Origin of the sequence: Hydrogenophaga sp., assembly GCF_051007235.1 — a bacterium.
In the GTDB taxonomy this organism is placed as follows: domain Bacteria; phylum Pseudomonadota; class Gammaproteobacteria; order Burkholderiales; family Burkholderiaceae_C; genus Hydrogenophaga.
On record NZ_JBPCSJ010000415.1, the window covers coordinates 1 to 13,277 of the forward strand.

Sequence of the window (13,277 nt, forward strand, 5' to 3'; positions counted from 1 at the left end):
GGCCACGTTGGCGTAGGCCATGGCCTGGGCCAGTGCCTCGCCCTGCCCGCCCAGCACCGACAGCACGGCCTCGCCCATCGTGAGCATCGCCACCATGTAGACGGCGCCCGCGGCCAGCGCGATCCACAGCGCGTGCACCGCCAGCGCGTTGGCCCGCGCGGGGTCGCCCGCGCCCAGCGCGCGGCTGACCGCCGACGACACGCCGCCGCCCATGGCCCCGCCCGACAGCATCATCTGGAACATCACGAAGGGAAACACCAGCGCCATGCCGGCCAGAGCGGGCGAGCCGAAGCGGCCGACGTAGGCGGTCTCGGCGATGGCCGCCAGCGCGGTGGCCAGCATGGCTGCCATGTTGGGCAGCGCGAACTTCAGCAGCAGTGGCAGGATGGGTTGGGTCAGCAGGGGGTTGGGCGCGGCTGCGCCGGGCTCACGCATCGCCATCCCCCTCGGCCGCTGCGGGCGCGAGCCGCTCCATCGACGCGTCGATCAGCGCGTGCAGCGCCACCACCTGGTCCTCGCCCAGCAGGCGGTTGATGCCCGTCTGGGCCATCTTCCAGCGCCGCTTGGCCTCGGCGCGCTTCTCGCGCCCGGCCGGCGTGAGGCTGACCAGGCGGCTGCGCGCGTCCGCGCCGGCCCCGACCACCACCCAGCCGGCGTCGACCAGCGGGCGCAGGTTGCGCGTGAGCGTGGACGCGTCCATCTTCAGCCCCGCGGCCAGTTCGCCGGGGCGCACCGGCCCCAGCTTGTCGACGCAGGACAGCAGCGAGTACTGCGTGGTCTTGAGCCCCACCTGCGCCATCTCGGTGTCGTAGAACTGGCTCACGCGGCGCATGAACTGGCGCAGCTTGAGGTTGGTGCAGCCTTGCGGCTGGGATCGGGTGGGGGTGCTGACGGCCATGTTTCAATTGTATCTACAATCGTTGCATATGCAATTGATGAAAGGGCAAACCATGGATACCGACAACATCCGCCTGCGCTGGGAACGCGAAGAGGCCGCCGTGCGGGAACGCATCGCAGCCGCGGGCGCCCAGGCCGGCGTTTCCAGGCCGGAGCAGATCGCTGGCAAGACGGGGCTGGAGATCATGCAGGCGCTGCTGCGTGGCGAGCTGCCCTACCCGCCCATCAGCGAGACCCTGGGCTTCTTCCTGATCGAGGTGGGCGACGGCCACGCGGTGTTCCAGGGTGCGCCGCAGTTCAAGCACTACAACCCGCTGGGCACGGTGCACGGTGGGTGGTACGCCACGCTGCTCGATTCGGCGCTGGGCTGCGCGGTGCAGACCAAGCTGCCCGCCGGCACCGGCTACACCACCGCCGAACTCGGCCTGAACATCGTGCGTTCGGCCAGCGACAAGTCCGGCCCGCTGCGCGCCATCGGCACCGTGATCCACAGCGGCCGGCAGATGGCGACCGCCGAGGCGCGCATCGTCGGACCCGACGGCAAGCTCTACGCCCACGCCACCACCACCTGCTTCGTGTTCGACGCGTCGCGCGCGAAGGGCTGAGCCGCTCCTTGGCTTCGCTTCAGGCCGGCAAGGTCCAGCGCACGCGGCAGCCGCGTGGGTCGTTCACGTTGTCGATCTGCACCTCGCCCCCGTGCAGGGCGCTGACCTCCTGCACGAAGCACAGGCCCAGGCCCGAACTTTTGTCCTGCCCCGGGCCGCGCGGCAGCGAATAGAAGCGCTCGAAGATGCGGCCGATGGCGTAGTCGGGCACGCCCGGCCCCTGGTCGCGCAGGGTCCATACCAGCTGCGCACCTTCGCGCTCCAGGCCGAGGGTGAGCGTGCCGCCCGCGGGCGAGAAGTCGATCGCGTTGTCCAGCAGGTTGTGCAGCGCCTGGCGCATCAGGAAGCGGTTGCCGCGCAGGCTCTGGCCGGTGCCCAGCCCGTCGGTCACCCGCAGGTCTTTGAGGCGCAGGCGCGGCTCCAGCGCCTGCAGGGTCTCGCGTGTGAGCGCACCCAGGTCCACGGTTTCCACGTCGCGCAGCTGGCGCATCTGCTCCACATCGGCCAGGCCCAGCAGCTGGTCGATCAGCTGCTGCAGCCGCTCGGTCTGGCGTTCGATGTTGCCGGCAAAACGCTGGCGGTCGGCCTCGGGCATGGGCGTCTGCAGCAGTTCGGCCGCGCCGCGGATGGCCGCCAGCGGGCTCTTGAGTTCGTGCGTGAGGGTGTGCACGTAGTTCTCGACATAGGCCTTGTCTTCGAGCCGCACGCGCATGCGTTCGACCGCCTGGGCCAGGTCGCTGAACTCGGTGTTGCCCGACAGGCGCCCCATGCTCGGCAGCTCGGCGCGCTCGCCCTGCGCCACCGCGTTGGCGTAGCCGCGCAGGCGCGAGAGCGAGCTGGCCATCCACCAGGTGAACAGCAGGCCGATGAACAGCGAGATGCCCAGCAGCGCCCACGACCAGGCGAGGATGCGGTCGCGGCTGCGCTGGATGTAGGGCTCCAGCGTGGCGTTGGGCCGCGAGACGGTGAGCACGCCGATGATGCGATCGCCGTCGCGCACCGGCGCGGCCACGTGCATCACGGTCGCGTCGGGCTGGTCCGGGCTGTCGGCGCTGGAGCGCGCGCCGTACTGGCCGCGCAGGGTCTTGTAGACGTCGTTCCAGCGCGAGCGGTCTTCGCCCACCGCCGCCTCGCGCGTGTCGAAGACGACGATGCCGCGCGCATCGGTGACGCTGATGCGGTAGTGGATGCGGTCCTTGTGGAAACCCCAGATGTCGGCGTCGGGCTTGACCTCGGGCAGCGCGCGCATGGCCTGGGCGAACGGGCCGGTGGCGATGGCGCCGGCCTTCAGGTCGGGCGCGGCCAGCTGGGCCAGGCTGTAGGCCGCGTCCACCAGGCTGTCTTCCATGGCCAGGCGGGTGCCGGGCTTGACCTCTTCCAGGAAGATGCGCAGCACCACGAACAGCGCCAGCCCCAGCACCAGAAAAAAGCCCAGCAGGAGTCGCAGGCCGATGCGCACTTCAGCCTATCCCGTTGACGCAGCGACACCCATCACGCACGGCACATCCCTGTTCAGGGGCACCGAGGAACCGGCTTTGCCGGGCCTCTGGTGCCGTCCCCCTCCCGCCGCAGGCGAGAGAGGGGGAAGACACGAAGCGGCGCAGGGGGTGCATGTCCATCAGGCGCTCAATGAGTAACCCATGTGCCGGTGTGTCTGGATCAGGTCGGCGCTGGCACCGGCGTCGCGCAGCTTGGCACGCACCAGCTTGATGTGGGCGTCCACGGTGCGGTCGGCGGTGTCGGACGCGTCGTCCCAGACCAGGTCCATCAGTTCGGCGCGCGAGAAGATGCGCTGCGGCCGCTTGAGCAACGTGGCCAGCAGGCGGTATTCGTAGCGCGTGAGGGCCAGCCACTGGCCTGCGCAGCGGATGCGCTGGGCCGCTTCGTCCAGCTGCAGCGGCGCGGCGTCGGGCGCCGTGGCGGCCGGCCGCACGGCGCTGCGCCGCAGGATGGCCTTGACCCGCGCGCAGACCTCGCGCGGCGAAAAAGGTTTGCTCACGTAGTCGTCGGCGCCCAGTTCCAGGCCGAGGATGCGATCGATCTCCTCGCTGCGTGCGGTCAGGAAAACGATAGGCAATTCGCTGGTCTTGCGGATGGCGCGGCAGACGTCGAAACCGTTGCCGTCCGGCAGACCCACGTCGAGAATGGCCAGGTCCGGCGCCTGCAGGGCAAAGGCGGCCAGCGCCTCGCGCACCAGTGGCACGTGCATGACCTCAAAGCCCTCGCTGCGCAGGCTGTAGAGCAGCGTGTCGGCGATGGCCTGTTCGTCTTCCAGCAGCAGGATGCGGTGCGCCATGGGTCGGGTGGTGGTGGGGAGAAAACTGCCCGCGATCATAGGCGGGGCGCCGCCCCGTTCAGCAGGCCAGCGACTCGGTGAAGCGACTGTCCTCGGCCAGCGTCAGCCGCAGGTGTTGCGAGCTGACCCGCAGGCCAGCGCCGTTGCGCAGCGCCAGGTCGAGTGTGATCGGCCCTGTCCAGTCGCCGGGGACCGGCAGTTCACGCCACAGCCGCCCGTCGACCAGCAGACGGGCTTCGCGCACGGCGCCCAGGCAATCGCCGATCGCGCAGCCGGCATCGATCAGCACCGTGGCCGCATCGAAGTGCAGCGCGACGGCCGACAGGTGACCGAGGACGGGCCGGGTGTCCGCGCCCTCACCGGCCCGCCACGCCGGCGCGCTGGCCAGCGCCAGCGTGACGCGGTCCCCGTCGATGGTGACGCAGGCCAGCTGCCCGTCCGCCAGTTCGATGCGGCTCATGCGGGTGAGCCGAAGAGGTCTTCGAGCGCGCGGCGCATGACCGCGCGGTCCACGTCCACACCACTCCACAGCCGGATGGCAATCGCCCCCTGGTTGACCAGCATGCCCAGGCCGTCGAGCACGGTGCAGCCCGCCGCTTCGGCGGTGCGAATGAGGTGGGTGCGCGGCGGGTTGGGGATGGCGTCGGCCACCACCATGCCGGGGCGCAGCGTGGCCCAGTCGATGTCCAGCTGGTCGTCGATGTGCGGATGCAAGCCGATCGACGTGGCGTTGACCACGATGCCGGTGCAGGCCGGGATGGGCATGGCCGGCAGCCAGTGCAGGTACTCGGCGCTGGCCTGCGTTTTGGCGGTGATGAGATCGGCCAGCGCCTGACCACGAGGGCGGCCGCGGTTGACCACCGTGATGTGCGCCGCACCGGCCAGCGCCAGTTCCACCGCCACGGCGCGTGCCGCGCCACCGGCGCCGAACAGCGCCACGCGCTGGCCTTCGATGCTGCACACCGGGCGCAGCGCTTCGATGAAACCCTGGCCGTCGGTGTTTTCACCCACCAGCAGGCCGTCGCGATGCACCACGGTGTTGACCGCGCCGATGATCTGCGCCGAGGAGCCCAGTCGGTCCAGGTGTTCGATCACCGTCACCTTGTGCGGCAGCGAGCAGTTGAAGCCGGCCCAGCCCATGGCGCGGGCGCCGCGCACCGCGTCGGCCAGCCGCTCGGGCGGCACCTCGGCGTTGACGTAGCGCCAAGCCATGCCGTGGTGGCGGTAAGCGGCTTCAACCATGGCCACGGTGGGGTTCCCGGCTGCGGGCTGGGACAGGGAACCGGTGAGGGTGTGCAGGAAGTTCATGGCATCGTCCGTGGGCGAGGATGACGCATGAAAACAAAAAAGCCGGCCTGGGGCAAGGCCGGCTTTGGACTTGATCAGCGTTGCCTTGGGTGGCCAAGCGGCCAGACGCTCACTTTGCGGTGCGCGCCTGGGCCACCGCGGCCTGCGTTTCTTTCCACAGGTCCATGCCCACATTGGTGGCGATGCTGGCGTTCACACGCGTGAGCTGCGAGCGCATGCGGTTGGCTTCGGTGGGCGAGAGTTCGTTGATCTGCATGCCCTTGGCCTTGAGGTCGGTCAACGCCTTGGCGGCTTCGGCGCGCGTGTCCTGGCGCTCGAAGTCGCGGCTCTTCTTAGCCGCGTCCAGCAGGATCTTCTGCTCATCTTTGCTCAGGCCGTCCCACCACTTCTTGCTCACGGTGACGATCCACGGGCTGTAGACGTGGTTGGTCACGGTCAGGTACTTCTGCACCTCGTAGAACTTGCTCGACAGGATGGTGTTGTACGGGTTCTCCTGACCGTCCACCGTCTTGGTCTCCAGCGCGGTGAACAGCTCGGAGAACGGCAGCGGGATGGCGTTGGCGCCCAGGGTCTTGAAGGACTCCAGGAACACGTTGTTCTGCATCACGCGCAGCTTGATGCCGGTCAGGTCTTCCAGCTTGTTGACCGGCTGCTTGTTGTTGGTCAGGTTGCGAAAGCCGTTCTCCCAGTAGGCCAGGCCCACCAGGCCCTTGTCCTGCAACTTGTCCATCACCTTCTGGCCGGTCGGGCCGTCCAGCACCACGTCGGCTTCCTTGGCGTTGTTGAACAGGAAGGGCGTGTCCCAGATCGCCATTTCCTTGGTGATGCCGACCAGCGTGGCGGTGGAGCCGACCATCATTTCCTGCGCGCCACCGATCAGGGCCTGCTGCATCTGCACGTCAGACCCCAGCGCGGCGGCCCCGATGGCGCGCACCTTCATCTTGCCGCCCGAAGCCTTCTCGACCTCCTGGGCAAAGACCTTGACGGCGCGGCCCTGGTTGGACTGTTCGTTCAGACCGTAGCCAAAGCGGATCAGGCGCGGCTTGATGTCTTGGGCAAAGGCCGCGAACGGCGCGGCGAAGGCGGCCGCCGCGGTGGCGGCGATCAGGGTGCGACGGATGATGGACATGACAGTCTCCTTGGGTAAAAACAAACAGGCGGAAATCAACGCATCCACGCCACAGGGGCGGTGACGATCTGCGGAAAGACGACGAACAGGGCCAGCACCAGCGTGTAGCTGAGCAGGAAGGGATTGACCCCTTTGATGACCTGGTGCATGGACAGGCGGCCCACGCCGGCCACCACGTTGAGCACCGTGCCCACCGGCGGCGTGATGAGGCCGATGGCGCCGTTGAGCACGAACATCAGGCCGAAGTACACCGGGTCGATGCCGGCTTTGACGGCGATCGGCAGCATCACCGGCGCGAAGATCAGGATGGTCGGCGTGAGGTCCAGCGCGGTGCCGATGAGCACCAGCACCACCATCATCACGGCCATGAGCAGGCGCGGGTTGTCCACCAGCGGGCCCAGCCAGCCGCCCAGCACGCCGGGCAGATCGGCCAGGGTGATCATGTAGCTGGCCACCTGCGCACCGGCGCACAGGAACATGACGACAGCGGTGGTCTTGGCGGCGCGGGTGAGCACGCCGTAGAGCTGGCCCACCTGCATTTCGCGGTGGATGAACAGCGACACCACCAGCGCGTAGAACGCGGCCACCACGGCGGCTTCGGTGGGCGTGAACACGCCGCTCTTCATGCCGCCGATGATGATCAGCGGCATCAGCAGCGCCCACACCGCCCGGCCCGTGGCGCGCAGGCGGCCGGCCATCGGCACGGGCGGGTTGTCCTTCAGGTCCATGCCCTTGAGCACGATCTTCCAGGTCACGATGAGGGCGGCGCCCATCATCAGGCCGGGCACGATGCCGGAGAGGAACAGCGCCGAGATGGAGGTGTTGGTGGTGACGCCGTAGATGATGAACGGCATGGACGGCGGGATGATGGGCGCGATGATGCCGCCCGAGGCCAGCAGCCCGGCCGAGCGGTGCATGGGGTAGCCGTGCTCGCGCATCATGGGCAGCAGGATGGTGGCCAGCGCCGCGGTGTCGGCCAGGGCCGAACCGCTCATGGACGCCATCAGCACCGCCGCACCGATGGCGACGAAACCCAGCCCGCCACGGATGTGGCCGACCCAGGTCTGCGCCATGTCGATGATGCGTTTGCTGATGCCGCCGCTGTTCATCAGCTCGCCGGCCAGGATGAAGAAGGGCACGGCCAGCAGCGGGAAGCTGTCGATGCCGGCCACCATGTTCTGCGCCAGCAGCTGGGTGTCCCAGAAGTCCATCACCCAGGCCATGCCGGCGCCGGTGAGCAGCAGGGCCAGGGCCATGTTCATGCCGATGCCCATCAGGGTCAGCATGCCGACCACGAACACGATGAAGGCTTGTGCTTCGAGGCTCATCACATCACTCCACGTCCACGCTGTGACCCAGGTCCAGCGGACGGGCGGTCACGATTTCCCACAGCGCCGTCGCGCCAATGGCGGCGGCGCACAGCAGCGCCGGCAGCGGCAGCAGCGCCACCGGGTAGCCCAGCACCACCGAGGTGCTGTCCAGCCCCACCACCACCTGCTGCCAGGCGCCACGGCCCAGCAGCACGGCGGCCAGCAGCACCAGCAGGCGGATGGTCAGCGTGGCCAGCCGGAACGCGAGCGGGCGGCGGCGCAGCAGGCCCACCAGGCTGGTGAAGGCCATGTGTTCGCCCGCCGGGTAGGCCGCGGCCGCGCCGATGAAGACCATCCACACGAACAGCAGGCGCGAGAGTTCTTCGCTGGCGGCGACGCCGCTGCCAAAGCCGTAGCGCAGCACCACGTTGAGGAACACCGAGCAGGCCATGACGGCCAGGCAGGCGGCCATGAGGGCCAACGCCACGCGCTGCAAGGGGTGCTGTTGGGTCACTTCTGGGGCGTTCATGCGGCCTCCTGGGTTGGGGACGTGGGGGCCGAATGGGCCCATGCGGCCACCTGCTCCAGCAGCTGGGGCAGCGGTTCGGCCGCGTCCACGCGCAGCACGCCGGCTTCGCCCACCGGGGATTCGAGCGTGGCGAACTGGCTGTCCACCAGCGCGGTGTTGAAGAAGTGCGACGAACGGGTCGCCACGCGCTGGCGCGCCTGCTCGGGCGTGATGTCCAGGAACACGAAGCGCAGGCCCGGCGCGGCGGCGCGCAGCTGTTCGCGGTAGGCACGGCGTAGGGCCGAACAGGTAAGCACCACATCACGCCCATGGCGCTGCGCCAGCAAGCCGGCCAGGGTGGCAAGCCAGCCGGCGCGGTCGGCGTCGGTCAGCGGCGTGCCCTGCTGCATCTTCTGGCGGTTGCCCGCGCTGTGGTGGTCGTCGCCTTCAATCAGCTCGAAGGCCAGGCGCTGCGCGAGGGCGACGCCGAGGCTGGACTTGCCGCAGCCGGCCACGCCCATGATCACCAGCGAGGTGTTCGGATCGTTTGACATGGGTGAGATAGCGCTATCTTTTGAATCCGGAAAAAAGCGGCCCAATGGGGGACCGCTGCGGCCCGCCCCCTCTGCGGGGTGCGGGTAAACCGGGGTGGCCCCGGCCTTGAGATAGCGCTATCTTACGGACACCGATCGATCCCAAGCAACCGTACAAACCCTGATGCCCCCTTCTGCTGTCTCCCCGGCGTCACCGCAACGCCCGCGCGCCACCGGCCGGATCACCCTGGCCGATGTGGCCGCGCTGGCCGGCGTGAGCCCCATCACCGTCTCGCGCGCGCTGCGCGGCGAGCGCACCGTGGACCCGGTGCTGGCCGAGCGCGTCAAGGCCGCCGCGGCCGAGTTGCGCTACATGCCCGACCCGGCCGCGCGCGCACTGGCCTCGCGCCACAGCTCGCACGTGGCGGTGCTCATCCCCATGCTGTCGAACGCGCTGTTCGTGGACCTGCTCGAAGCTGTGCAGCGCACGCTGCGACCAGCCGGTTACCAGACGCTGATCGGTATCACCCATTACGACCCGGACGAAGAGGAACAGCTGCTGCGCGAACAGCTGCTGCACCGCCCGGCGGGCCTGCTGGTGACGGGCATCGACCACAACGAGCGCACGCGCGAGCTCATCGCCGGCAGCGGCGTGCCCTGCGTGCACGTGATGGCGCTGTCGACCACGCCGGACCTGTACTGCGTGGGCTTCTCGCAGACCGACGCGGGCGCGGCCATCACGCAGCACCTGCTGGACCGGGGGCGCCGGCGCATCGCCTTCGTGGCCGCGCAGCTGGACCCGCGCACCCTGCAACGCGCCGAGGGTTACCGCCGCGCGCTGCAGGCGGCCGGCCTGCACGACCCGGCGCTGGAGTGGCTGGACCCGCGTCCCTCGTCCATGGCCCTGGGCGGTGAGCTGCTGGACCAGGTGCTGCGCGAACGGCCGGACTGCGACGCCATCTTTTTCTGCAACGACGACCTGGCCCAGGGCGGCTTGCTGGCGGCGCTGCGCCTGGGCGTGGCGGTGCCGCAGCGGGTGGCGGTGGCGGGTTTCAACGACCTCTCTGGCAGCGACCAGATGCTGCCGCCGAGGAGCAACGTGGCCACACCGCGCGGCGCCATTGGCGTAGCGGGCGCGCAGATGCTGCTGGCCCTGATGCGCGGCGACACACCGCCGCAGCACGCGGTGGACCTGGGTTTTGAACTGCGCCTGCGCCAGAGCAGCTGAGCAAAACCCATACTCTCTGCCACAACCTAGGGTTAATCCTGACACAACCACGCAAGGGAGTACCAAACTGACCCGGTTTCGTACAAATCGCGCGGCCGTTCCTGACCAGAATTCCCCCACGGCTTCAGACACCGTAGAACCTCAAACGACCGCCCATCCTTCCAGGAGACACACCGTGAAATTCCGCCTTGCCACCGTGTTCGCCGCCGGCCTGCTGGCCGCCGCTGGCGCCAACGCCGCCACCGAACTCGTCATCGCGACCGTGAACAACGGCCACATGATCGAGATGCAGAAGCTCTCGAAGAACTTCGAAGCCGCCAACCCCGACATCAAGCTCAAGTGGGTCACGCTGGAAGAAGGCGTGCTGCGCCAGCGCGTGACCACCGACATCGCCACCAAGGGTGGCCAGTTCGACATCATGACCATCGGCATGTACGAAGCGCCGATCTGGGGCAAGAAGGGCTGGCTGCAGGAACTCAAGACCGACGCCGCCTACGACGTGGACGACCTGCTGCCCGCCGTGCGCGGCGGCCTGACGGTGGGTGGCAAGCTCTACGCCGCGCCGTTCTACGGCGAGTCGTCGATGCTGATGTACCGCAAGGACCTGGCCGACAAGGCCGGCATCACCGTGGCCGACAAGCCCACCTGGACCGACATCAAGACCCTGGCCGCCAAGATCCACGACCCGAAGAACGGCGTGTACGGCATCTGCCTGCGCGGCAAGCCGGGCTGGGGCGACAACATGGCCTTCCTGTCCACCCTGGTCAACACCTTTGGTGGCCAGTGGTTCGACATGCAGTGGAAGCCGCAGCTGGAAAGCAAGCCCTGGAAGGACGCGATCACCTTCTACGTCGACCTGCTCAAGAACTACGGCCCGCCCGGTTCGTCGGCCAACAGCTTCAACGAAATCCTGGCGCTGACCAACTCGGGCAAGTGCGGCATGTGGATCGACGCCACCATCGCCGCCTCGTTCGTGAGCGATCCCAAGCAGTCCAAGGTGGCCGACAAGATGGCCTTCGCCCAGGCCCCCACGCAGGCCACGCCCAAGGGCGCCAACTGGCTGTGGTCCTGGAACCTGGCCATCCCCGCCGGTTCCAAGAAAGTGGACGCTGCGCAGAAGTTCGTGAGCTGGGCCACCAGCAAGGACTATGTGCAGCTGGTCGCCAAGACCAACGGCTGGGCCAACGTGCCGACCGGCACCCGCAAGAGCACCTACGCCAGCGCCGACTTCCAGAAGGCAGCCCGCTTCGCCTCGGCTGAGCTCAAGGCCATCGAATCGGCCAACCCGAACGACAGCACGCTGCCCAAGAGCCCGTACACCGGCGTGCAGTTCGCGGCCATTCCGGAGTTCCAGTCCATCGGCATCGCCGTGGGCCAGCAGATGAGCGCTGCGCTGGCCGGCAAGACCACGGTGGACGCTGCCCTGAAGGCTGGCCAGGTGGCTGCCGAGCGCGAAATGAAGAAGGCCGGCTACTACAAATAAGAAGCGCCCATCTGGCTACTGCGCAGGCCGATCTGGGGCCGGTGTTCCTCGCCGTACGGGAGTACGGCTGCGGTACAGCGCCCCCACCTCGGCCCGCTCGCGACGCCATCTGAACGCTTCTTGGGCGCTGGCGCGCTGAGCGCTGGCGCCCCCCCCGGGTCCTTTCCATCGCCCCGTTCCGAGGCTCCCCCATGAACCGCCCCACCTCGCGCCCCGCATCGCGTTTCATTCCGCGCCTGCTGCTGACGCCCGCGATCGCCACGCTCTTCCTCTGGATGATCGTGCCGCTGGTGATGACGATCTACTTCTCGCTCATCCGCTACAACCTGATGCAGCCGGATGTGACCGGGTTCGCCGGGCTGGAGAACTTCGAGTACTTCGTCACCGATCCCTCGTTCACCACCTCGGTGGTCAACACCCTGCTGCTGCTGGGCAGCGTGATCGGGATCACCGTGCTGTTCGGTGTGCTGATCGCCCTGCTGATCAACGAGCCCTTTGCCGGCCGCGGCCTGGTGCGCGTGCTGCTGATCTCGCCCTTCTTCGTCATGCCCACGGTCAACGCGCTGATGTGGAAGAACATGATGATGAACCCCATCTACGGCGTGCTGGCCCAGGTCTGGGCCTTCTTCGGCGCCACCCCAATCGACTGGCTGACCGACCTGCCCCTGTTCTCGGTGATCGTCATGGTCAGCTGGCAATGGCTGCCCTTTGCCACGCTGATCTTCATGACCGCGCTGCAGAGCATGGACCGCGAGCAGCTGGAAGCCGCCCGCATGGACGGCGCCACTTACGGCCAGCAGCTGCGCTACCTCTACATCCCGCACCTGGGCCGCTCGGTCGCCGTGGTCGTGATGATCGAACTGATCTTTTTGCTCAGCGTGTTCGCCGAGATCTACACCACCACCGGTGGTGGCCCGGGCGACGCCAGCACCAACGTGGCCTTCCTGATCTTCAAGCAGGCGCTGCTGAACTTCGACGCCGGCGTGGCTTCCGCGGGTGCGCTGTTCGCCGTGCTGCTGGCCAACATCGCGGCGATCTTCCTGATCCGCATGGTCGGTAAAAACCTCGACAAATGACCATGAAACACCCCCGCCGCGCTTTGCGCGACCCCCTCAAGGGGGCGACACCAGCGGCCCGGCTGAGCCGGTTCCGCGGTGTCTCTCGACCAATCACCTCGTTCAAAGGTTGCTTCGCATGAGAGCCTCTATCTACACACCGGCCTACGCGGTGCGCACCGTGGCCGCCTGGGCCGTGGCGCTGCTGCTGTTCTTCCCGCTGGGCTGGCTGCTGCTGACCGCGTTCAAGACCGAGCTGCAGGCCATCGCCGTGCCGCCCGAGCTGTTCTTCTCGCCCACGCTGGAGAATTTCCACGAGGTGCAGGAACGCAGCGACTACCTGCACTACGCCTGGAACTCGGTGGTCACCAGCGTGGTGTCCACCTTGCTGGGCCTGGCCATTGCCGCGCCCGCCGCCTACGCCATGGCCTTCCACAAGGGCAAGCGCGACAAGGACATCCTGATGTGGATGCTGTCCACCAAGATGATGCCTGCCGTCGGCGCCCTGGTGCCCATCTACGTGCTGGCGCAAAAGAGCCACCTGCTGGACACCCAGCTCGGCCTGATCATCGTGTTCACGCTGTCCAACCTGCCCATCATGGTGTGGATGCTGTATTCCTCGTTCAAGGAGATCCCGAACGAGATCCTGGAAGCCGCGCGCATGGACGGCGCCACGCTCTGGCAGGAAGCCTTCAAGGTGCTGCTGCCCCTGGGCATGGGCGGCCTGGCGTCCACCGGCCTGCTGTGCCTGGTGCTCAGCTGGAACGAGGCCTTCTGGTCACTCAACCTGAGTTCCGCCCAGGCCGGCACGCTGGCCACGCTGATCGCCAGCTACTCCAGCCCCGAAGGCCTGTTCTGGGCCAAGCTGTCCGCCGCCTCGCTCATGGCCATCGCGCCCATCGTGGTCTTCGGCTGGTTCAGTCAG

General features: G+C 68.0%; 15 protein-coding genes. 5 read left to right on the top strand and 10 right to left on the bottom strand.

Annotated elements, in window-relative coordinates; all coding sequences use genetic code 11:
- Nucleotides 1-435, bottom strand: a 435-nt coding sequence (locus ACR2JA_RS14750) for an MATE family efflux transporter (protein WP_434009834.1), incomplete at its 3' end; no start/stop codon positions are given.
- A complete protein-coding gene (locus tag ACR2JA_RS14755) occupies nucleotides 428-898 on the bottom strand; it encodes a MarR family winged helix-turn-helix transcriptional regulator (RefSeq protein WP_434009835.1) in 471 nt (156 codons plus the stop codon). The genes ACR2JA_RS14755 and ACR2JA_RS14750, both read right to left, overlap by 8 nt.
- A 52-nt stretch (nucleotides 899-950) precedes the next feature.
- Between ACR2JA_RS14755 and ACR2JA_RS14760 the strand changes: the two genes are divergently transcribed.
- Entirely contained in the window at nucleotides 951-1,502 is a 552-nt protein-coding gene (locus ACR2JA_RS14760; protein WP_434009836.1) for a PaaI family thioesterase, read from the top strand.
- Between the two features lie 19 nt (nucleotides 1,503-1,521).
- Here ACR2JA_RS14760 and creC read toward each other — a convergent pair whose 3' ends face one another.
- The 8 genes from creC to ACR2JA_RS14800 form a co-directional block, all read right to left on the bottom strand.
- On the bottom strand, nucleotides 1,522-2,961 hold the full coding sequence (creC, locus tag ACR2JA_RS14765; RefSeq protein WP_434009837.1) for a two-component system sensor histidine kinase CreC: 1,440 nt from the start codon (nucleotides 2,959-2,961) through the stop codon (nucleotides 1,522-1,524).
- A gap of 159 nt (nucleotides 2,962-3,120) precedes the next feature.
- Complete coding sequence (gene creB, locus ACR2JA_RS14770; RefSeq protein WP_434009838.1) at nucleotides 3,121-3,798, bottom strand: two-component system response regulator CreB; 678 nt, start codon at nucleotides 3,796-3,798, stop codon at nucleotides 3,121-3,123.
- 58 nt (nucleotides 3,799-3,856) lie between these two features.
- The gene (locus tag ACR2JA_RS14775; RefSeq protein WP_434009839.1) at nucleotides 3,857-4,258 is read right to left on the bottom strand and encodes a hypothetical protein; all 402 of its coding nucleotides are present in this window, start codon (nucleotides 4,256-4,258) and stop codon (nucleotides 3,857-3,859) included.
- Entirely contained in the window at nucleotides 4,255-5,106 is an 852-nt protein-coding gene (gene aroE, locus ACR2JA_RS14780) for a shikimate dehydrogenase (protein WP_434009840.1), read from the bottom strand. The genes ACR2JA_RS14775 and aroE overlap by 4 nt, the downstream gene beginning before the upstream one ends.
- A gap of 109 nt (nucleotides 5,107-5,215) precedes the next feature.
- The gene (locus ACR2JA_RS14785) at nucleotides 5,216-6,235 is read right to left on the bottom strand and encodes a TRAP transporter substrate-binding protein (protein ID WP_434009841.1); all 1,020 of its coding nucleotides are present in this window, start codon (nucleotides 6,233-6,235) and stop codon (nucleotides 5,216-5,218) included.
- Nucleotides 6,236-6,270: 35 nt separating this feature from the next.
- Nucleotides 6,271-7,563 carry a TRAP transporter large permease gene (locus ACR2JA_RS14790; RefSeq protein ID WP_434009842.1) on the bottom strand — a complete coding sequence of 431 codons (1,293 nt, stop codon included), beginning with the start codon at nucleotides 7,561-7,563 and terminating at the stop codon, nucleotides 6,271-6,273.
- A gap of 4 nt (nucleotides 7,564-7,567) precedes the next feature.
- On the bottom strand, nucleotides 7,568-8,074 hold the full coding sequence (locus ACR2JA_RS14795; RefSeq protein ID WP_434009843.1) for a TRAP transporter small permease subunit: 507 nt from the start codon (nucleotides 8,072-8,074) through the stop codon (nucleotides 7,568-7,570).
- Nucleotides 8,071-8,607 carry a gluconokinase gene (locus ACR2JA_RS14800; protein ID WP_434009844.1) on the bottom strand — a complete coding sequence of 179 codons (537 nt, stop codon included), beginning with the start codon at nucleotides 8,605-8,607 and terminating at the stop codon, nucleotides 8,071-8,073. The genes ACR2JA_RS14795 and ACR2JA_RS14800 overlap by 4 nt, the downstream gene beginning before the upstream one ends.
- A gap of 163 nt (nucleotides 8,608-8,770) precedes the next feature.
- On the opposite strand from ACR2JA_RS14800, the gene ACR2JA_RS14805 reads away from it, so the two are divergent.
- The 4 genes from ACR2JA_RS14805 to ACR2JA_RS14820 form a co-directional block, all read left to right on the top strand.
- Nucleotides 8,771-9,814: a LacI family DNA-binding transcriptional regulator gene (locus ACR2JA_RS14805; protein ID WP_434009845.1), complete on the top strand. Its 1,044-nt coding sequence runs from the start codon at nucleotides 8,771-8,773 to the stop codon at nucleotides 9,812-9,814.
- Between the two features lie 277 nt (nucleotides 9,815-10,091).
- The gene (locus tag ACR2JA_RS14810) at nucleotides 10,092-11,297 is read left to right on the top strand and encodes an ABC transporter substrate-binding protein (RefSeq protein ID WP_434009848.1); all 1,206 of its coding nucleotides are present in this window, start codon (nucleotides 10,092-10,094) and stop codon (nucleotides 11,295-11,297) included.
- Between the two features lie 191 nt (nucleotides 11,298-11,488).
- Nucleotides 11,489-12,373, top strand: coding sequence for a carbohydrate ABC transporter permease (locus ACR2JA_RS14815; RefSeq protein ID WP_434009846.1), 885 nt, complete (start codon nucleotides 11,489-11,491; stop codon nucleotides 12,371-12,373).
- Nucleotides 12,374-12,491: 118 nt separating this feature from the next.
- Nucleotides 12,492-13,277: carbohydrate ABC transporter permease (locus ACR2JA_RS14820; protein WP_434009847.1), on the top strand; the 786-nt coding region annotated here is incomplete at its 3' end.